Source organism: Pseudomonas sp. DE0010 (genome assembly GCF_007680745.1).
GTDB classification, from domain to species: Bacteria; Pseudomonadota; Gammaproteobacteria; order Pseudomonadales; family Pseudomonadaceae; genus Aquipseudomonas; species Aquipseudomonas parafulva_B.
Map to the genome: position 1 here is coordinate 95,418 of NZ_VEJQ01000018.1, position 18,882 is coordinate 114,299.

Here is an 18,882-nt window from a genome sequence, read left to right on the forward strand (position 1 = left end):
GCACAGGCCGTGCAGGTCACTTGGCGGCTGTACTGGCGCCTGCGCTGGGCTGGCGGTAGAGGTCCAGCAGCACCTGGTCAAGCACTTGAGAGGCGCCCCACGGTTTGGGGTCGTTGAGGATGGCGGCCACTGCCCAGGTATGGCCGTTGCTGTCACGGCTGAAACCAGCGATTGCCCGCACGGTGTTGAGCGTACCGGTCTTGATGTGGCCCTCACCGGTCATGGCGGTACGCTTGAGCCGTTTGCGCATGGTGCCATCCATACCCACCAGCGGCAGCGAGCTCATGAACTCGGCAGCGTAAGGGCTTTTCCAGGCCGCTTGCAGCATGGCTGCCATCTCACGAGTGCTCACGCGCTCGGCCCGGGACAGGCCTGAGCCGTTTTCCATCACCAGATGCGGTGCAGTGATGCCTTTCTTGGCCAGCCACTGACGCACGACACGCTGAGCGGCACGGGCGTCATCGCCATCGGCATCGGTACGGAACTGGGCACCCAGGCTCAGGAACAGCTGCTGAGCCATGGTGTTGTTGCTGTACTTGTTGATGTCACGGATGATTTCGACCAAGTCCGGTGAGAATGCACGCGCAAGCAACCGGGCGCTTTTGGGCACGTTTTCGATGCGGTCGGTACCTTGGATGGTCCCCCCCAGCTCGTTCCAGATGGCACGCACCGCGCCGGCGGCATAGGTCGGATGATCGAGCAGCGAGAGGTAGGTCTGCGAGTTGCAGCCATCGCCCAGTTGACCACTGACAGTCACGGTAATGCCGTCCGGCTGTGACACGGGGTTGTAGCGTACGTCGCCTGCGCAATTCTTGCTGTTGACAGCCTTGACCTGGTTGTCGATGCGAATACTGGCAATCGGCGGCTCCACGGCAACGCTGACCCTGCCCCCATCGTTGCGCGCCACGAAGCGCAAGGCCTTGAGATTGACCAGCAATGCGTCAGGCTTCACCAGGAACGGCTTGTTCTGGTCTCCTCCGTCGTCATTGAATTGCGGCAGGTTGGGCTGCACGAAATGGCTGCGGTCGAGCACCAGGTCACCTGTAATGATGCGCACGCCGTTGGCGCGCAGGTCACGCATCAGCAACCACAGCTTTTCCATGTTCAGCTTCGGATCGCCTCCACCTTTGAGATAGAGGTTGCCGTTGAGTACACCGTTGCTGAGCGTACCGTCGGTGAAGAACTCGGTTTTCCACTGGTAGGTCGGCCCCAGCAGCTCCAGGGCAGCATAGGTGGTGACCAACTTCATGGTCGAGGCAGGGTTCACGGACACGTCGGCGTTGAACACCGTGGCTGTGCCGGGGCCATCCAAGGGCAGCATCACCAATGACAATGCCGTGTCTTGTAACTTATTGGCCTTGAGTGCCTGCTGCACCTTGGGTGGAAGGCTTGTATTGACCGCAGCGGCCTGGCTGGTCAGGGCCAAAGGCAGCAACAGGCCGGCGAGTACGATGGGGCGGAGCGTTTTGATCATGATCAACGGATACCCTGCAACGAGGAGAAAGGGCATTGGGGCTGTAGAGGAATGATGGCCCCAGAACGAATGCACACGCATTATGCCCCAAGCCCCCCGGGGTTGCGCCAGTTCGATGCACATGGGTTTCAAATCGAACCGCTACGGTGAGTTTGCTCTGCACCGCGGCTTGTGCGCAGACCCGAAACTAAAAAGGCCACCCCTAGGGGTGGCCTTCTGCGAACGAACCCGACAGAGCATTACTCTGCCTTGTTGATCGGCTTTTCCGGGTACCAGGCGTCGAGCAGTGGGCTGACTTCGACCTTGGTCAGTTCGCTGCGGCCTTTGAGCCAGCTTTCGACGGCAGCGCGCTGCTCTTCGGTGACCGAGCCACGTTTGACCGAGCACACCAGGCCGTAGTCGTCACCGCCGACATAGTCGAGGCCGTTGGCATCCATGGCTTCGGCAAGGAACGCGTCGAGGAATGCATCGATTGCCTGGTCATCCAGATCCTCTTTGAATTCCAGGTTCAGCTCGAAGCCCAATTCCTGAAACTCGTCGACACACAGCTTCTTGCGCAGACGACGGGAGCGGTTTGTGGCCATGAAACAATCCTCTTAGGTAATAACGCCGCGCAGTCTATCAGTTAACACGCCCGGTTGCCCGCCTGCGTGCACGTGGTTGTCGACAAGTCCAGCGTCAGCGCTCGGTGTACACGCCGCATGTGCCTGGCCAGGGCTTGTCGACGCACTCGAACCTGGGCAGGGGTGAGGTCGTCGCTGTCAAGGGCGGCGCAGGCTCGCATCAGCGCTGCTGCTTCCAACATGCGTGCTGCGCTCAGAATTTTATGCGCCTGGGCTGCGATGGCCTGTTGATCCTGATCAGGCTTCAGGTCCATCAAGAGCGTGAAGTCTGTCTCCAGGCTTTGTTGCAGCGTCTGGAGGAATCGCACATGATCAGCCGGGTCATGCCCAACCACCGCGCTGAGTCCATCCAGGCAATAGGGTTTGCGTCGGTTCTTTTTTCGGCGCTGCATGTTCACTGCTGCAAGGTGCTGACTCAGGGTGCTGAGGCTGATGGGTTTGAGCAGGCAATCGTCCATGCCCGAGTCAAGGCATTTGCGCCGTACCTCGGGTTGTGCGTTGGCGGTATAGCCCAGGATCGTGCAGCGTCTGCGTCCTGTTCGTTGCTCTTCGGCACGTACCGCAGTTGCCAATTGGTAGCCATTCATGTGGGGCATGTTGCAATCGAGCACCAGCACATCGAAGTCGCCTGCACGCCATGCCGCCAGGCCTTCGCGACCGTCCTCGGCCGTCGCGTGCTGCAGCCCGAGGTAACCGAGCTGCTGCGCCATCAGTTGCAGGTTAGCAGGGTGATCGTCGATCACCAGCACCTTGAGGTGGGGGTTGAGTGCCTGCAAGCGCTCGGCAGCCAGTACCGGTGCCGATTGCACTGCAGTGTCAGCCTGTTGCAGCGGCATCTTCACCCGGACTTGAGTGCCCAGGCCTTCCAGGCTCTTGATACTGAGGTCGGCCCCCATCATTTCGCAGAGTGTTCGGCAGATGGTAAGGCCCAGCCCGGTGCCCGCGCGTGCGCCCTGGCTGTGCGGGTTCGCCTGAACGAACGGATGGAACAGCCGTTCCATGTCGTCCGGGTGGATCCCGATGCCGCTGTCGCGCACCTCCATGTCCAACAGCGAGCTGGCGCTGTCTTCGTTCTGTAGTAGCTTGGCGTGGATGCGTACCTGCCCATGCTCGGTGAACTTGATGGCATTGCTCACCAGGTTGGAAAGCACTTGCTTGAAACGCAAGGGGTCCAGCAGGACATGGCAACGTGCCGCGGGCTCGATGATGACTTCCAGCGCCAACCCTTTCTGCCTAGCCTGGCCTTCGAATATGCGCCCTACCGACTCGAGCAATTCAGCCAGATCGACCACTTCAGGGACCAGCGTGAGGTGCCCTGACTCTATGCGCACGATGTCCAGGATATCGCCAATTAAGCCAAGCAGGTCCTTGGCCGAATGGTGAGCCAGCTGAAGCGCGCCGCGATCGACCTGGCCCTGCTCGGCGCGCTTGACGGCGAGTTCGAGCATGCCGATGACTGCGTTCATGGGCGTGCGGATTTCATGACTGATGGTGGCCAGGAACGTGCTCTTGGCCCGGTTGGCGTCATCGGCCTGCTGCTTGGCTTGACGCAACTCGTTGACCAGCTGGCGGCGGTCGCTGATATCGATCCATCCGCCAATGATGCCCTGTACCTCGCCCAACGAATCCCGGTAGGGCAGGATCCAGTGATAGATGGTGATTTCCCGGCCCTTGATGCGCAAGGGACGGTCCATGATCAACGGGGTACCAGCCGCCATCACCTTGGCGTAGTCGTTCTGGATTTGTCGGGTCTGTTCGCAGTCGGCAAACAGGCTGCTCTCCAGTTGCTTGCCCAGGACCTCCTCGGCGCTGGCCTGAACCGCTTCGAGGTAGCTGTAGTTGCAGCTTTGCAGGCAGCCTTCTCGATCACGGACGTACATCGGGTGTGGCGTACCGTTGAGCAATGCGCGCATGAATGCCACCTGATCGTTCAGGGCGCGCTCGGCTTGCTGGCGTTGACGGATCTGCAAACGCAGGCGGGCATTCCACAACAGGGCCAGCAACAGCAATACCGCCGCACCCAGGGCTACCAATACCGTCAAGCGGCGCAACCCCTCGCCCTTGGCGTCTTCGAACAGGGTGAAGCCTCGCCAGCGGTTGTTGATCACCCCCAGCTCTTCAGGTGAAATACTCGAAAGTGCCTTGTCCAGAATTGAAATGAGGGTTTTGGAGGGGGGGCTGGTGGCCATGGCATAACTGGCAGGTTCGCTGCCCACTGTGGTGCGGATGATCAAGTCGGGATTGCTGGCCAAGGCGTGGTTGGCGTCGATCAGTGTGGTGATGACCGCATCCACTGCTCCGCTGTTGAGCAGGGCCATGGAGTAGTACGAGCTTTCCGTTTCTATCCAGCCAATTTGCGGGTGGTAGCGCGAAAGCATGGTGTCCAGGGCGCTGTAGCGCGTGATTGCGATCCGCTTCCCACGCAGGTCGTCCAGCGAAGTGGCTGCAGCGTTGCCCTTGCGATTGACCAGCACATAGGTGCTGTCCAGATATGCCTGACTGATCTGCAGATCGTTCTGGTCGATGCTGCCACTCGCCAGTGCAGCGATCACATCGGCGCGCCCGTCCTTGACCCGGGCAATCATGTCCGCGATGCCACTGGCCCGTTGCACCTCGAAACGCAGGCCCGTACGCAGGCTGATCAGTTCCAGCAGGTCGGCGGTGATGCCGCGGAAATAGCCCGATTTGTCGAAGTAGGACAATGGCGCCGCCGTACCGTCGACAACGACACGCATGACCGGATGACGCTGCAACCACTGCTCTTCGGTGCGCGTCAGTCGAAGCTTGCGGTCGGTCAGAAGCAAATCGCTGCCTGCACTCCAGCGTTTGAATATGCTCGAACGCAGGGCGGGGGACTGACTGTCGAGCGCAGCATTGACCAGCGCGAGCAGTACCGTGTCTTGCTGGCGTAGGGCGAAGCCGAAGCCAAATGCTTCATGGTTGCCAAAGCTGGCCATACGCAGCCTTGGCAGGTGCCCGCGGTTGAGTTGATAGTGTGTGGAAATCGTGTCGCCGATGAAGACATCGGCCTGGCCGAACGCCACCGCATTCAAGGCTTCGCTGGATGATCCGAAGGCCAGGACCTTGGCATCGGGATAGGCACTGAGTACTTCTTTCCTGGGCAGGTAGTGATACAGCATGCCAAGGCGCATGCCTGCCAGGCCAGTGTCCAGCGCCCGATGTTCGTCCTCTCGCGTGACCAGCACGGGTTGGTCGATGGCGTAGGCGTGCGACAGCACCACGCCTTCATAGTTGGCGTCATAGCCGTTGGCACTGCCCAGCAGATCGATGTCGCCTTGTTTGAGCGCCTGCAGCGCCGCCTGGCGGCTTGGATAGCGCAGCACGCGCACTGGCAGGTCAAGCGCCTTGCCCAGCAGGCTGGCGTACTCTGCGGTAAGGCCTTGGTAGTCGCGCCCGCCACTGCTGATGTCAAAAGGTGGATAATCCGGGGCAGAGGTGCCGACCACCAGTTCGTGACGAGCATTCAACCATTGCTGTTGTTCAGGGGTGATCGCAGGCATGGCGGGCCGTGCGGTGGAGCGAGCGACCAGGGACAGCTGGGACGCGCCTTGCTGCCCGGCGTTCGCCAGGTTGACTGGCAGTGTGACGACCAGGAGCAGGAGGGCGATAAAACGTGCCATGGAGCCCTCAGACCAGTGCGTTGCGCTTGGCCATGTCGATCAGATCGACCAGCGTGCTGGCTTCGAGTTTGTGCATGAGGCGTTTCTTGTAGGTACTGACCGTCTTGCTGCTTAGAAACATGCCTTTTGCAATCTCCTTGTTGGTTCGCCCTTGTGCGAAAAGTTGAAGAACCATCAATTCCCGATCATTGACGGTACTTAGAAGTTGTAGGTCGTTGTCAACAGGTGCATGAGTCTGCATCGCCTGGCTGGGAAAGTAGTTGTACCCAGCCAAAACCGCCTTGACCGCACTGAGTAGTTCGCTCAGGTCTTCTTGCTTGCAGACATAGCCCGCTGCCCCTGATTGCATGCAGCGCACTGCGAACAGCGCTGGCGACTGCGCGGTCAGCACAAGGATTTTCTGTGACATCGCCATGGACTGAAACCGTGCCAGTACCTCCAGGCCATCGAGCTTGGGAATGCTGATATCCAGGATGATCAGGTCTGGATTGGTTTCGCGAATCATCTGCATGGCATCCACGCCGTTGTCCGATTCGCCAGCGATTTTGTAATTCTGATTTTCCAGAAGCATGCGCACTGCCAGCCGGATTACCGGATGGTCGTCGACGATGAATATGGAGGACATGTTCTACTTCCCTGCTATCAATGAGGGTGACAGTTGGCACCTTAACCCAGTTGAAAGCGGCAAGTAATGCGGGGGCGGCTCAATAACCGTATATAGGAAATGGCCTACAAACTTAGCAAAAACTACTTACGTACGGTAGCGTCAACAACCAAAGTCAAACCTTGTTTGTTAGCTAATGTTTATGCTTTGAACTCGGTATCCAAGGTTGGTTGAATTGGATGTAAGTCTTTCCTGGTTCATCTGTTTGAAAGCGCAGGCCGACAGATTTTCTGCGCATCTTTATGCAGAGCCGGAACGCCCTGTCATCTCCCGTGCCATTTCGCTGGCGTAGCTGTCGGTCATACCGGCTATGAAATCGATCATGCGCAGGAAAGCCTGATAAAGCGAACCATGGGGGTCGGGGGCATTGTTGCCTAGCAGGTCCAATACCCTACGGCTCTTGAACGAGGGCGTGCGCCCCCCATGTTGCTCCAGTGCGGCGCCACAGAAGGTGTTCAACAGGATTTCCAGCGTGGTGTAGGCACCGATCTCGTGAAGCGTCTTGCGCTTGTCCTGAAAAATCTTGTTTCGCGCCATCGCCTTGGCGTGCAGTACGCAACGTTTAGCGGGGCCGTGCATGTGCTCGACAAGATCACCGGTCAAATGGCCGGCGAGCAGTGCATCCTGCTGTTCCACGAAGGCTTGCGCCGCCGCATTGGTCAGGTGTTCGATAGCCTTGCCGCGCAGGATCGCCAACTTGCGGCGCCTGGAGTCACTTGGACCGAGCTGCCTGTAGGTTTCCGGCAGGTCGCTGCCTACCAGATCGAGCAACAGCGCTTCAACTTCAGCGTACTGCAGAAGCTCCATTTCCAGGCCATCTTCCAGGTCGATCAGGCCATAGCAGATGTCATCGGCAGCCTCCATCAAATACACCAGAGGATGCCGTGCCCAGCGCTGATCGTCTACTTGGGGCAGGCCCAGGCGAGCTGCAATTTGTTCCAGCAGCGGCAATTCGCTCTGGTAACTCCCGAACTTATGTTTTTTGTAGCCCAGGGCATCGGCATGTCGCGCGCTCCAGGGGTACTTGAGGTAGGTTCCGAGGGTGGCATAGGTCAAGCGGGTGCCCCCATCGAACTGGTGGTATTCCAGCTGCGTCAGTACCCGAAAGCCTTGGGCATTGCCTTCGAAATTGAGGAAGTCGGCACGTTCATCGTCGCGCATGTCGTCCAGCCAACCACGATTGGCGGCCTGCTGAAACCAATGACGGATGGCATCTTCACCGGAGTGTCCGAAGGGGGGGTTGCCGATGTCATGGGCAAGGCAGGCCGACTGCACCACCATGCCCAAGTCACTCGGTTCACACCAGTCGGGCAGGCTTGTACGTAGCGTTTCCCCAACGCGCATGCCAAGGGACCGGCCTACGCAACTCACCTCCAGCGAGTGCGTCAGGCGCGTGTGAATGTGATCGTTGCTGGTGACAGGATGAACTTGCGTCTTGCGCCCCAGGCGACGAAATGCGCCGGAGAAAATAATGCGGTCATGGTCTTTGTGAAACGGGCTGCGTCCCAATTCTTCAGCACTGTACTGAGCTTTGCCCAGGCGTTCGCGGGTGAGCAGGGTATGCCAATCCAAGGCGCAGTCTCCAGAAGGGGTTGCAGCGAAGCATACGCCGTATCAGTGGTTCTTGTCCGCGATCAACCACTGAACACGGCGTGAGGTGGGGATCACCGGCGATGACGGTTGCTCTGCATGAAGAGCTTGACCAAGGGAATCAGGCTGGCACCCAGGCGGACAAGGCGGGGAAGACCACCACTTCGAACGCCCTTGCCAGTCAAAAAGCCCATGGCCACTACCGCACCTATGCCCCACAAGGGTGCATGCTTGATGCCAAGCCCGGCATGAAGCGAGCTCCCCATGCCGCGTATGCGCCGCACAGGCTCGAGCAATTGGCCGGTTTCATGGCGGATTTCCTGGCGGTGCATTTCCATGCGCAGGCGCAGCAGCGCTTTGCGCAGTTCACGCGGATTACGTGTATTGGGCAAGTCAGGCAGGTTCATGGCAGAAGGCGCTCCCGATCTTTGGCCAGTTCCTCAAGGGTGGAGTGGAAGGGCGAGGACTCGTCGAACACCGCGCTTTTCAGGCGCAGGCCACAGTACAGCGCCGCCAGCCCATAGAACACGCATAGACCAATTATGCCGGCAAGGCGATAACTGTCCCAGAGCAGAACAAGCACCAACCCGGAAAGCGCTGTCAACAGCAGCAGCGCGAAAACCAGTGCCAGGCCTGCGAACAGCAACAGGCGCAGGGTTCGTCCTTTCTGCTCCTGCAGTTCGATGCCGAACAGTTCTATATGGCTGTGCAGCAGCCCAAGAACAGCTGCACCGAGCCGCTTGCCGGTGGCACCGGTGCCGATGGCGTCATTGTCCATGAAAACCCCTTAACGACGGTTTGCCAGCAGGCCGATCAACAGGCCCACGCCGGCGGCGATACCAATGGCATGCCAGGGTTTTTCCTGGACATACTGCTCGGCGCTGCCCAGTGCCTCCTGGCTGCGTTCGCGCAATGATTCCTGGGTGACTTCCAGCGCCTCGCGTGCCTGCGCCAGGCGCTCGTGCATCTGTTCGCGCAGCACTTGCGCCTGGTCACCTGCCAGGTTGGCGGTATCGGCCAGCAGCTTCTCCGTGTCGCGGACCAGTGCCTGGAAGTCAGCCATCAGTACATCTTGTGCATGCTTTGCCGAATTGCTGGCCATGTGTCTCTCCCTGTCGGTTGATGTTGGTACTTCGAGTGACGTGGCTACTGGAAGGTTCAAGTCACCACACTGGTACAGGCTTTGCTTGGTTTATGCATCGTTGCAGGGCGCCCTCTCAACGCGCTGCGCTGCTTCGGGGCGCGTGCCACCCGCCACGCCTAAACATTAACCCAAATTGCCCAGACTGCCAGATTGGGCTCCCGTCCATTCGTGGCAAGTGCCCATAACCGCCTTGCCAGGCACCGAAGCGGTGCAGGATGGGGGTCGACTGAGCATTGTTGGTGCCGCCGACAGGTGCTGCTGCTTCATGGATATGACTTCAAGCGCGATTCAGTCTCAGGTCAACGGTTCAAATACGTTGTTCATACTGGTGGGGGCCATTCTGGTGCTCGCCATGCATGCCGGCTTCGCGTTTCTTGAGGTCGGCACCGTACGCTACAAAAATCAGGTCAACGCCCTGTCCAAGATTCTGAGCGATTTCGCCGTGTCGGCGATCGCCTATTTCTTCGTCGGCTATTGGGTGGCCTACGGTGTTGCGTTTTTCCAGCCTGCCGCAACCCTGGCGGCTGATAACGGCTACGCCTTGGTCAAGTGCTTTTTCCTCCTGACGTTCGCAGCTGCCATACCGGCGATCATTTCTGGCGGGATTGCGGAGCGAGCGCGGTTTGCACCGCAACTGTGCGCCACGGCGTTGATCGTGGCACTGGTGTATCCCTTTTTCGAGGGGATAGTGTGGAATGGCAACTTTGGCGTCCAAGCGTGGTTACAGGTGCATGTTGGTGCGCCGTTCCATGATTTTGCCGGCTCGGTGGTGGTACATGCCATGGGCGGCTGGCTGGCGCTGGCTGCGGTTGTGCTACTGGGCCCCAGGCGCGGGCGCTACCGTGAAGGGCGATTGGTCGCGTTCGCGCCCTCGAGCATCCCGTTTCTGGCCTTGGGCTCGTGGATACTGATCATCGGCTGGTTCGGCTTCAACGTGATGAGTGCGCAAACCTTGCAGGGCATCAGCGGCCTGGTCGCTATAAATTCATTAATGGCCATGGTTGGCGGCACGCTGGCCGCGCTGCTGGTGGGTCGCAACGACCCAGGGTTCCTGCACAACGGCCCGCTGGCAGGGCTGGTCGCCATTTGCGCAGGCTCCGACATCATGCATCCCGTGGGCGCGCTGGCTACGGGCCTGGTGGCCGGAGTTCTGTTCGTGTGGGCATTCACCGCCGCGCAGAACCGTTGGAAGATTGATGATGTTCTGGGTGTGTGGCCCCTGCATGGGTTGTGTGGGGTATGGGGCGGTGTCGCCTGCGGTATTTTTGGGCAGGTCTGGATGGGGGGGCTGGGTGGGGTCAGCGTTTACAGCCAACTGCTGGGAAGCCTGGCCGGTGCAGCCGTGGCGCTGCTGGGTGGCCTGGCCGTCTATGGCGTGATCCGCAAGGTACTTGGCTTGCGGCTCAGTCACGAACAAGAGTTTGAGGGGGCAGATTTGTCCTTGCACCGGATAGGCGCTACGAGCCAGGACTGATACTCAACAGATGCAGACGTCAGTAGGGCGGCATAGAATAACGGCCTGTGCAACTGAGTGAGGATATGTGCCATGTTGCCTGAATGCCAGCTGTTCGGCACCTTGGGTTGTCATTTGTGCGAGGTGGCTGAGGCCATACTGATGCCTTTTGTCGATCATGGATTGCTCGTCGAACTGGTCGACATTGCCGAAAGCGATGCGCTGTTCGAGCGTTATGGCCTTGCAATCCCCGTGCTGAGACGTCGCGACAATGCGGCGGAATTGCTTTGGCCCTTCGATGCCGAACAAGTAGCGGCCTTTTTGAGGCACCCAAACCCCTAGTGGAGCTGTGACCCTGCTCCACTGCAGAAACATCAATACGATGATCCGATTCAGGCACTGGGCGCAGCCTGAGTGTCGACTCCGCCTTCTGTCATCGGATCTGAACGTCATGTTGCTCACCCCACATTTCACCCTCAACGAAATGACCGTCTCCCAGGTTGCGGCCCGGAACGGTGTTGATAACACGCCTTCCCAACCGATCATCGACAATCTTCGTCTGCTGTGCGAAACCCTTGAACAGGTGCGTGCCCTATGGAACGCGTCGATCATCATCAGCAGCGGATACCGCAGCGAGCAAGTCAACCGGTTGATCGGCGGCGCCTCCAGCAGCCAGCACATGCAGGGGCTCGCCGCTGACTTCACGGTCGTCGAGCGTTCTCCCAGGGACACGGTGCACCGCATCAGCACAAGCCCGATCGCGTTCGATCAGCTCATACTGGAATACGACCGCTGGGTGCACCTGTCTGTAACCCCTGGCGTTCCACGCCGACAGGTGCTCACCCTGCGCAAGGGAGCCGGTTACCTCGCGGGTCTGGTATGAGACGGATTGACGGCAACGGAAGGATGTTCGTATGCTGTACATAAATACAGTATCAAGGTGAGCCCATGCTCAACGTCGAGCAATTGAAGTACAGCGTCAATCGGATGCCCATCGACAAGGTGGCCGACGCTGTCCTTGAGCTGCGGCTTGAAGGCCTAGTTACCGACGACCGCACGCCTTTCGGCAAGGTGCACTTCAACACCTGCTTTGCAGAGGTGGAGGCGCTGTTCCAGCGGGCTGGCTACCACCGGGGGCTGGATGTGGTGGGTTATGAAGGGCTGGTGTATGCGCTGTACGATCCCAGCCGCTGGGAGCCCGTGCAGGTGCTGCGCTGGCTCAAGGCACGCAGCGAGTCGCTGGCCCAGGCTGGCTGATCGGCGGGGCTTGAAGGATAATACGCCGCCAAGCCAGGTTCCGAGCCAGACGATGACTCCATTCGACCCCGCCCGACTGCAAGCCAGCACGGTATGTCTGCCTCCTGGTCCATGGGCTACGGTGCTCGATTGCTTGTGCGATCACTTCAAGGCCATTGACCGTAGCCAGTGGGTGGACCGTTTTGCCCGGGGACGGGTGCTGGGCGCGGACGGCCAGGCTATTTCGGCCGGTCATCCCTACAAGCGCGGTCTGCGTCTGCACTATTTTCGCGAAGTGCCGAACGAGCGAGTGATTCCCGTGCAGGAAGCGATATTGCATGTGGACGAACACCTGGTGGTAGCTGACAAACCCCATTTTCTGCCGGTCACCCCAGGGGGTGAGTACGTGGAGCAGACCTTGCTGCGCCGTCTCATCCATCGGCTGGACAATCCGCACCTGGTGCCCCTGCACCGCATTGATCGGCACACGGCGGGGCTGGTGCTGTTCTCGGCCAACCCTGAGTCACGCAGCGCTTACCAGCGCTTGTTTCCAGAGCGGCGGATCGAGAAACGCTATCAGGCCATTGCTGCAGCGCTTGGGCAACACACCTTCCCACTGGTGCACCGCAGCCGCCTGGAACACGGGGAGCCGTTCTTTCGCATGCATGAGGTGCAAGGGCCGGCCAACAGTGAGACGCATGCCCGCGTATTGGAAAAGAACCAGGAGCAGTGGCGGTATGAACTCTCGCCCATCACGGGCAAGACGCATCAGCTGCGGGTACACATGGCAGCTTTGGGAGCAGGCATCAGTAACGACCCGTTCTACCCGGCATTGCTTGATGTAGAGGATGACTATCAACGGCCGCTGAAATTGCTGGCGCAAAGCCTGAGTTTCGATGATCCGTTGACCGGGCAGGCCCGTCACTTCGAAACCCGTCTGCGGCTTGACTGGTAGCGTTGATCATGCAAAGGGTCGACGATGCCGACCCCGCGCGGGCTATCCGATCTAGCGGTTAAAGCGCTCTACCAGTGAATATTGACTACCGGCCGTGCTGTTGAGGGCCTCACTCAGCACTGCCGAATGCTGTGCCTGCTCAGCAGTTTGGTCGGCCAGGTCGGCAATGGTGCTGATGTTACGGCTGATCTCGTCGGCCACCGCAGTCTGCTCCTCGGTCGCAGCGGCAATTTGCGTGGCCATGTCGGTGATGTTCGCCACGGCTTCACTGATGCCCACTAGCGCCTCGTCAGCCTGCATGACCCGATCGACACCTTCCTGGGCCTGGCGGTGCCCACTTTCCATGGTCGTCACGGCGTTGCTGGCAGTTTGCTGGAGCTTGGCGATCAGGCCGTGTATCTGCCCGGTCGATTCAGCCGTGCGCTGGGCCAGCTGCCGCACTTCGTCGGCAACCACGGCGAAGCCCCGGCCCATTTCGCCTGCCCGTGCCGCTTCGATGGCGGCGTTCAACGCCAGCAAGTTGGTCTGGTCGGCAATGCCCTTGATGACATCGACCACACCGCCGATCTCGTCGCTGTCCTTGGCCAATTGCGTCACGGTCTGGCCAGTTTCTCCAACAGCGGCTGACAAGCGTTCGATGGCTGCCCGGGTTTCACCGGCAATTTGACGGCCCTGGCCTGTCAAGCGATTGGCCTGCTGGGTCGCATCGGCGGTGCGTTGTACATGGTTGGCCACCTCCTGGGTGGTGGCGGCCATCTGGTTCACTGCGGCAGCGACCTGTTCGGTTTCCACACGCTGGCGCTCCAGGCCTGATGAACTCATATGCGCCAGCTCGTCTGACTGACGCGCCTGATCGCTCAGGTGCTCGGCGCTGTCCTGCAACCGTGTCAGGCAGGTCTTCATCCGGGCATCCTGGCTGAGCATGGCCATTTCCAGGCGCGCCTGCACGCCGCGGCTGTCGGTATACATCTGCGCAATCAGTGGATCGGACGTGGTCTGTTCGGCCAGGCGCAACAAGCGCTTGAGCCCACGTTGTTGCCAGGTCAGGCCGAGCAGGCCCAGGGGGACCGACAACGCTGCCGCCAAGGCAAAACCCCATGAGTGTCCGAGCCAGTTGCCGATGAGGAAGCCTATCTGGCTGATCAGGATGAATGGCAACCAGTCCTGCAACACGGGTAACCAACGATCACGCCGCGGCACAGCAGGCTTGCCTTGGTTGATACGCTGGTACAGGGCCTCGGCCCGGCGAATTTGCTCGGCAGTGGGCTTGACGCGCACCGACTCGAAGCCGACGACCTGATTGTTGTCGAAAATCGGTGTGACGTACGCATTGACCCAGTAGTGGTCGCCCGACTTGCAGCGGTTTTTGACGATGCCCATCCAGGGCAGGCCCTGCTTGAGGGTCTGCCACATGTGAGCAAACACGGCAGGCGGCACATCAGGGTGACGCACCAGGTTGTGCGCTGCGCCCATCAATTCATCGCGGGTGAAACCACTGATTTCGATGAAGGCATCGTTGCAGTAGGTGATCACGCCTTTGGCATTGGTGGTGGAAATCAACCGCTGCTTGGCAGGGAAAGTCCGTTCTCTCTGGGTAATGGGCTGGTTGTTGCGCATGGCTAGGATGTCCGCAGGGCTTTGGACTGGTATCGGCACGGTGCGCGCTTTATTGAGGGAATATTTCCAGGAATTGACCCATGGCAGTGCATGGCAGATACGGGTGGGCTACTGGCATTTCGCGGTCGGTTCCCACTGCGATTTTCACAGGTACTTTGGTGGAGGGGAAGCTAGCAAGGGCAGATTGGAAGAAGGAGGGTGCCCGCCTGCGCACAGACTGGCACCCGCGCGGGGCCTACGCGGCGATCAACTGACGCAGCACGTAGTGCAGGATCCCACCCGCCTTGAAGTACTCGACTTCATTGAGGGTGTCGATCCGGCAGAGCACGTCGATCTGCTCCTTCGTGCCGTCTTCGCGGAGGATGGTCAGTGCCAGACTCATGCCCGGCACAATGGCAGCCCCCTCCAGGCCAGTGATATCGATCTGCTCTCTACCCGTCAGGCCGAGTTGTTTACGGTCCTGACCTGCCTTGAACTGCAACGGCAGCACGCCCATGCCAACCAGATTGGAGCGGTGAATACGCTCGAAGCTTTCGGCCAGCACTGCCTTCACGCCAAGCAAATTCGTACCCTTGGCAGCCCAATCGCGGCTGGAGCCTGTGCCGTATTCCTGGCCGGCGATCACCACCAGGGGCGTGCCTTGCTGTTGGTAGCGCATGGCGGCGTCGTAGATCGAGAGTTTCTCGCCGCTTGGCACATGCACGGTATTGCCGCCTTCTTCGCCTGCAAGCATCTCGTTGCGGATGCGAATATTGGCGAACGTACCGCGCATCATGACTTCATGGTTGCCGCGCCGTGACCCGTAGGAATTGAAATCGCGAGGCTCCACACCCTTCTCGCGCAGATAACGACCCGCAGGGCTATCGGCCTTGATATTGCCGGCCGGAGAGATGTGGTCCGTTGTGACCGAGTCGCCCAGCAACGCCAGGATGCGGGCGTTGTGGATATCGGTGATCCGAGGCGCCGGTCCTTCGATACCTTCGAAGAAAGGGGGATGCTGAATGTAGGTCGAGTCCTCTTGCCATACATACGTGGCAGCCTCTGGCACTTCGATAGCCTGCCACTGCTCGTCGCCCGCGAACACTTCGGCATATTCCTTGTGGAACATGGCCGTGCTTACCTTGGCCACAGCCTCGGCGACTTCTTGCTGGCTAGGCCATATATCCTTCAGATAGACCGGCTGCCCGTGCTTGTCGGTGCCCAATGGATCCTGGGTCAGGTCGACTTTCACGCTACCAGCCAGTGCATAAGCCACGACCAGAGGCGGTGAGGCGAGCCAGTTTGTCTTGACCAGTGGATGCACGCGCCCTTCGAAGTTACGGTTGCCGGACAACACCGAGGCGACGGTCAGGTCGGCGCTGCTGATGGCATTTTCGATAGGCTCGTCCAAGGGACCTGAGTTGCCGATGCAGGTAGTGCAGCCATAACCGACCAGATCAAACCCGAGCTCATCAAGGTAGGGTGTGAGACCGGCCGCCTCGAAGTATTCGGTGACGACCTTGGACCCAGGTGCCAGTGAGCTTTTCACCCATGGCTTGCGCTGCAAACCTTTCTCGAGGGCTTTCTTGGCCACAAGCCCGGCCGCCATCATCACACTGGGGTTGGAGGTGTTGGTGCAGGAGGTGATGGCCGCAATGACCACGGCGCCGTCGCGCAGGGTATGGGTCTGGCCTTGGTGACTGTAGTCGGCTTCGCCCGCCTGATCGGCATTGCCCACGGCAACGCCACCCCCGCCCTCGCTCTCAAGCCTGCCCACTTCCTTGGCGGCAGGTTTGGGTTGCAACTCGACGAACTGTTCGAACGCCTGCTTGACCTGGGCTAAGGCAACCCGGTCTTGCGGACGCTTGGGGCCAGCCAGGCTGGACTCAACCTCATTCATGTCCAGCGCCAGCGTGTCGCTGAAGATGGGCTCCTGCCCAGGCAGGCGCCACAAACCCTGTGCCTTGCAGTAGGCCTCGACCAATTGCACGGTTGCTTCAGGTCGACCCGACAGGCGCAGGTAATCCAGCGTCACTTGATCGACGGGGAAGAAGCCACAGGTCGCGCCGTACTCCGGAGCCATGTTGGCAATGGTGGCGCGGTCAGCCAAGGGCAGCTCGGCCAGACCGTCGCCATAAAACTCCACGAACTTACCTACTACGCCTTTCTTGCGCAGCATCTGGGTGACCGTCAGCACAAGATCGGTGGCCGTGATGCCTTCGCGCAGCTTGCCCGTGAGCTTGAAGCCGATGACCTGTGGGATCAGCATCGACACAGGCTGGCCAAGCATGGCGGCCTCCGCCTCGATGCCGCCCACGCCCCAGCCCAGCACGCCCAGGCCGTTGATCATGGTGGTGTGGGAGTCGGTGCCGACCAGCGTGTCCGGGAAGGCATAGGTGCGGCCGTCGGCTTCGCGGGTCCACACGGTACGCCCCAGGTATTCGAGGTTCACCTGGTGGCAGATGCCAGTGCCAGGCGGTACCACACTGAAGTTATCGAAGGCACTCTGGCCCCAACGCAGGAACGCATAGCGCTCGCCGTTGCGTTGCATCTCGATGTCGACGTTCTCGCCAAAGGCCTGCGGTGTCCCATATCGATCGACCATCACGGAGTGGTCGATCACCAGGTCCACAGGCGAGAGCGGGTTGATGCGCTGGGGATCGCCGCCAGCCTTGGCCATGGCCGCGCGCATGGCGGCGAGGTCCACCACGGCTGGCACGCCGGTGAAGTCTTGCATCAGCACCCGCGCGGGGCGGTACTGGATTTCGCGGTCCGAGCGCTTTTCAACGAGCCACTGGGCCAGTGCCTGCAAGTCTTCGCCGGTAACGGTCTTGCCGTCCTCCCAGCGCAGCAGGTTCTCCAGCAGCACCTTGAGCGACATGGGCAATTGCTGCAGGTCCCCGAGCTGCCGAGCAGCTTTCGGAAGGCTGAAGTAGTGATAGGTCTTGTCACCGACATCGAGCGACGTGAGGGTATTCAGGCTATCGAGCGAGGGCATTGCCAACTCCTTCTGAGCCGGTGCCCGGCAACGTCTCGAAGGGCTGCCGGTGGCACCGCTGTGTACAGGCCCGCACGGCACGGGTCCGACTGAATGGTCAGGTTAGTCCTGTTTGCCTGACCTGACCCTTTTCTGGACCAGCGGGGCATGTCCCAGGTTCCGATCTTCCTTTATCATCGCCGCCCTGCCGGCGCCTGTGTCGCGCCAGCCGTCGTGGAGTGAGAGATGGAAACCCTGTTCATGCATTGCCGGCCCGGCTTCGAGGGTGAGGTGTGCGCCGAAATCAGTGAACATGCCGCCCGCCTGGGGATTGCCGGCTATGCCAAAGGCAAGCCTGGCAGCGCCAGCGCCGAGTTCGTCTGCAGCGAGCAAGGCGGTGCCGAGCGCTTGATGCAGGCGGTGCGGTTCAACCAGCTGATTTTCCCAAGGCAGTGGGCGCGTGGCGCGTTCATCGAGTTGCCCGAGAGCGATCGTATCAGCGTGTTGCTGGCGTACCTTGCCGACCAGCCGGTGTTCGGCAGCCTGTGGCTGGAGGTGCTCGACAGCAACGAGGGCAAGGAACTGTCGACGTTCTGCCGCAAGTTCGAAGCACCATTGCGCAAGGCGTTGGAAAAGGCCGGTCGCCTGGTGGATGACCCGAATCGCCCACGACTGCTGTTGACGTTCATCAGTGGCCGCCGGGTGTTCGTCGGGCAGGCTTTTGCTGACAACAGTGCCTTATGGCCGATGGGTATTCCCCGCTTGAAATTCCCCCGTGAAGCGCCCAGTCGCTCGACCTTGAAGCTGGAGGAGGCCTGGCACCAGTTCATCCCACGCGAGCAGTGGGAGCAGCGGCTGGGCGATGACATGACCGGTGTCGACCTGGGGGCCTCACCGGGTGGGTGGACGTATCAGCTGGTACGGCGGGGCATGCTGGTGACGGCCATCGACAATGGTCCGATGGCCGAGAGCCTGATGGACACGGGGCTTGTCCAGCATTTGATGGCCGATGGCTTTACCTGGCAGCCCAAGCACACGGTGGATTGGATGGTGTGCGACATCGTCGAGAAACCGGCGCGGACGACGGCCTTGATCGAGGCGTGGTTGGGGGAGGGGTTGTGCCGCGAGGCGGTGGTGAACCTGAAGCTGCCGATGAAGCAGCGGTATGCTGAGGTACGGCGGTTGCTCGATCGCATGGAGGCGACATTCAAGGCCCGGAAGGTGAGGGTGCTGATTGCGTGCAAGCAGCTGTATCACGATCGTGAAGAGGTGACGTGTCATTTGCGGCGGGTTGATTTGAAGGGGCGGTGAGGGTCTGGCGAGGTTGAGGCAGGCGTAGTCTGTACTGCCTTCAACTAATTCGGCCACTGTGCTTGAAAGCAGGCCAAAATCGACGTTGCCGTTGCCGTTGCCGTTGCCGTTGCCGTTGCCGTTGCCGTTGCCGTTGCTTTGGCTTTTGCTTCTAAGCGCGCGGTAGTTCAGGCGCCGCAGATCGCGACTTCAGGAGGCCGAGCGCAGGGCTTGCGGAG

At 60.2% G+C, this 18,882-nt stretch carries 16 protein-coding genes; 6 read left to right on the plus strand and 10 right to left on the minus strand.

Translation table 11 applies throughout. The annotated features are described in order from the left end of the window. Positions 1-16: 16 nt before the first annotated feature. The 8 genes from dacB to FS767_RS14945 form a co-directional block, all read right to left on the minus strand. The gene (dacB, locus tag FS767_RS14910) at positions 17-1,474 is read right to left on the minus strand and encodes a D-alanyl-D-alanine carboxypeptidase/D-alanyl-D-alanine-endopeptidase (protein ID WP_144966523.1); all 1,458 of its coding nucleotides are present in this window, start codon (positions 1,472-1,474) and stop codon (positions 17-19) included. 239 nt (positions 1,475-1,713) lie between these two features. Further along, positions 1,714-2,058: a YggL family protein gene (locus FS767_RS14915; RefSeq protein ID WP_023533709.1), complete on the minus strand. Its 345-nt coding sequence runs from the start codon at positions 2,056-2,058 to the stop codon at positions 1,714-1,716. A 41-nt stretch (positions 2,059-2,099) separates the two neighbouring features. Continuing rightward, entirely contained in the window at positions 2,100-5,738 is a 3,639-nt protein-coding gene (locus FS767_RS14920) for an ATP-binding protein (RefSeq protein WP_144966525.1), read from the minus strand. A gap of 7 nt (positions 5,739-5,745) precedes the next feature. Continuing rightward, positions 5,746-6,363, minus strand: a complete 618-nt coding sequence (locus FS767_RS14925; protein WP_144966527.1) for a response regulator transcription factor — start codon at positions 6,361-6,363, stop codon at positions 5,746-5,748. A 279-nt stretch (positions 6,364-6,642) separates the two neighbouring features. After that, positions 6,643-7,974, minus strand: a complete 1,332-nt coding sequence (locus FS767_RS14930) for a deoxyguanosinetriphosphate triphosphohydrolase (RefSeq protein ID WP_144966529.1) — start codon at positions 7,972-7,974, stop codon at positions 6,643-6,645. 92 nt (positions 7,975-8,066) lie between these two features. After that, a complete protein-coding gene (locus FS767_RS14935; RefSeq protein ID WP_144966531.1) occupies positions 8,067-8,399 on the minus strand; it encodes a hypothetical protein in 333 nt (110 codons plus the stop codon). Beyond that, a complete protein-coding gene (locus tag FS767_RS14940) occupies positions 8,396-8,770 on the minus strand; it encodes a phage holin family protein (RefSeq protein WP_144966533.1) in 375 nt (124 codons plus the stop codon). The genes FS767_RS14935 and FS767_RS14940 overlap by 4 nt, the downstream gene beginning before the upstream one ends. Positions 8,771-8,779: 9 nt before the next feature. Then, complete coding sequence (locus FS767_RS14945; protein WP_078478256.1) at positions 8,780-9,094, minus strand: YqjD family protein; 315 nt, start codon at positions 9,092-9,094, stop codon at positions 8,780-8,782. Positions 9,095-9,401: 307 nt separating this feature from the next. Here FS767_RS14945 and FS767_RS14950 point away from each other — a divergent pair, with 307 nt between their 5' ends. From FS767_RS14950 to FS767_RS14970, 5 genes are all read left to right on the plus strand, one after another. Further along, positions 9,402-10,610 (plus strand): ammonium transporter, encoded by a 1,209-nt coding sequence (locus tag FS767_RS14950; RefSeq protein WP_058604532.1) that lies wholly within the window; start codon positions 9,402-9,404, stop codon positions 10,608-10,610. A 72-nt stretch (positions 10,611-10,682) separates the two neighbouring features. Beyond that, positions 10,683-10,931 carry a glutaredoxin family protein gene (locus FS767_RS14955; RefSeq protein WP_058604533.1) on the plus strand — a complete coding sequence of 83 codons (249 nt, stop codon included), beginning with the start codon at positions 10,683-10,685 and terminating at the stop codon, positions 10,929-10,931. 109 nt (positions 10,932-11,040) lie between these two features. Further along, the gene (locus FS767_RS14960; RefSeq protein WP_144966535.1) at positions 11,041-11,472 is read left to right on the plus strand and encodes a D-Ala-D-Ala carboxypeptidase family metallohydrolase; all 432 of its coding nucleotides are present in this window, start codon (positions 11,041-11,043) and stop codon (positions 11,470-11,472) included. A gap of 65 nt (positions 11,473-11,537) precedes the next feature. Continuing rightward, positions 11,538-11,846: a transcriptional regulator gene (locus FS767_RS14965; RefSeq protein ID WP_144966537.1), complete on the plus strand. Its 309-nt coding sequence runs from the start codon at positions 11,538-11,540 to the stop codon at positions 11,844-11,846. A gap of 52 nt (positions 11,847-11,898) precedes the next feature. Beyond that, positions 11,899-12,780: a pseudouridine synthase gene (locus FS767_RS14970; RefSeq protein WP_144966539.1), complete on the plus strand. Its 882-nt coding sequence runs from the start codon at positions 11,899-11,901 to the stop codon at positions 12,778-12,780. A gap of 51 nt (positions 12,781-12,831) precedes the next feature. Here the strand turns inward: FS767_RS14970 and FS767_RS14975 are convergent, their stop codons facing one another. Both FS767_RS14975 and acnA read right to left on the minus strand, forming a co-directional pair. Then, positions 12,832-14,397, minus strand: coding sequence for a PAS domain-containing methyl-accepting chemotaxis protein (locus tag FS767_RS14975; protein ID WP_058604537.1), 1,566 nt, complete (start codon positions 14,395-14,397; stop codon positions 12,832-12,834). 235 nt (positions 14,398-14,632) lie between these two features. Beyond that, positions 14,633-17,374: an aconitate hydratase AcnA gene (gene acnA / locus FS767_RS14980; protein ID WP_144966541.1), complete on the minus strand. Its 2,742-nt coding sequence runs from the start codon at positions 17,372-17,374 to the stop codon at positions 14,633-14,635. A gap of 225 nt (positions 17,375-17,599) precedes the next feature. Here acnA and rlmM point away from each other — a divergent pair, with 225 nt between their 5' ends. Continuing rightward, a complete protein-coding gene (gene rlmM, locus FS767_RS14985; RefSeq protein ID WP_144966543.1) occupies positions 17,600-18,664 on the plus strand; it encodes a 23S rRNA (cytidine(2498)-2'-O)-methyltransferase RlmM in 1,065 nt (354 codons plus the stop codon). Positions 18,665-18,882 lie beyond the last annotated feature (218 nt).

Excerpts from the sequence above, each read along its gene's own strand:
- FS767_RS14945 (WP_078478256.1), bottom strand. The coding sequence starts at position 9,094 with ATGGCCAGCAATTCGGCAAAGCATGCACAAGATGTACTGATGGCTGAC.
- FS767_RS14955 (WP_058604533.1), top strand. The coding sequence starts at position 10,683 with ATGTTGCCTGAATGCCAGCTGTTCGGCACCTTGGGTTGTCATTTGTGC.
- FS767_RS14970 (WP_144966539.1), top strand. The coding sequence starts at position 11,899 with ATGACTCCATTCGACCCCGCCCGACTGCAAGCCAGCACGGTATGTCTG.
- FS767_RS14965 (WP_144966537.1), top strand. The coding sequence starts at position 11,538 with ATGCTCAACGTCGAGCAATTGAAGTACAGCGTCAATCGGATGCCCATC.
- rlmM (WP_144966543.1), top strand. The coding sequence starts at position 17,600 with ATGGAAACCCTGTTCATGCATTGCCGGCCCGGCTTCGAGGGTGAGGTG.
- FS767_RS14940 (WP_144966533.1), bottom strand. The coding sequence starts at position 8,770 with ATGGACAATGACGCCATCGGCACCGGTGCCACCGGCAAGCGGCTCGGT.
- FS767_RS14950 (WP_058604532.1), top strand. The coding sequence starts at position 9,402 with ATGGATATGACTTCAAGCGCGATTCAGTCTCAGGTCAACGGTTCAAAT.
- FS767_RS14920 (WP_144966525.1), bottom strand. The coding sequence starts at position 5,738 with ATGGCACGTTTTATCGCCCTCCTGCTCCTGGTCGTCACACTGCCAGTC.
- acnA (WP_144966541.1), bottom strand. The coding sequence starts at position 17,374 with ATGCCCTCGCTCGATAGCCTGAATACCCTCACGTCGCTCGATGTCGGT.
- FS767_RS14915 (WP_023533709.1), bottom strand. The coding sequence starts at position 2,058 with ATGGCCACAAACCGCTCCCGTCGTCTGCGCAAGAAGCTGTGTGTCGAC.
- FS767_RS14935 (WP_144966531.1), bottom strand. The coding sequence starts at position 8,399 with ATGAACCTGCCTGACTTGCCCAATACACGTAATCCGCGTGAACTGCGC.
- dacB (WP_144966523.1), bottom strand. The coding sequence starts at position 1,474 with ATGATCAAAACGCTCCGCCCCATCGTACTCGCCGGCCTGTTGCTGCCT.
- FS767_RS14925 (WP_144966527.1), bottom strand. The coding sequence starts at position 6,363 with ATGTCCTCCATATTCATCGTCGACGACCATCCGGTAATCCGGCTGGCA.
- FS767_RS14975 (WP_058604537.1), bottom strand. The coding sequence starts at position 14,397 with ATGCGCAACAACCAGCCCATTACCCAGAGAGAACGGACTTTCCCTGCC.
- FS767_RS14960 (WP_144966535.1), top strand. The coding sequence starts at position 11,041 with ATGTTGCTCACCCCACATTTCACCCTCAACGAAATGACCGTCTCCCAG.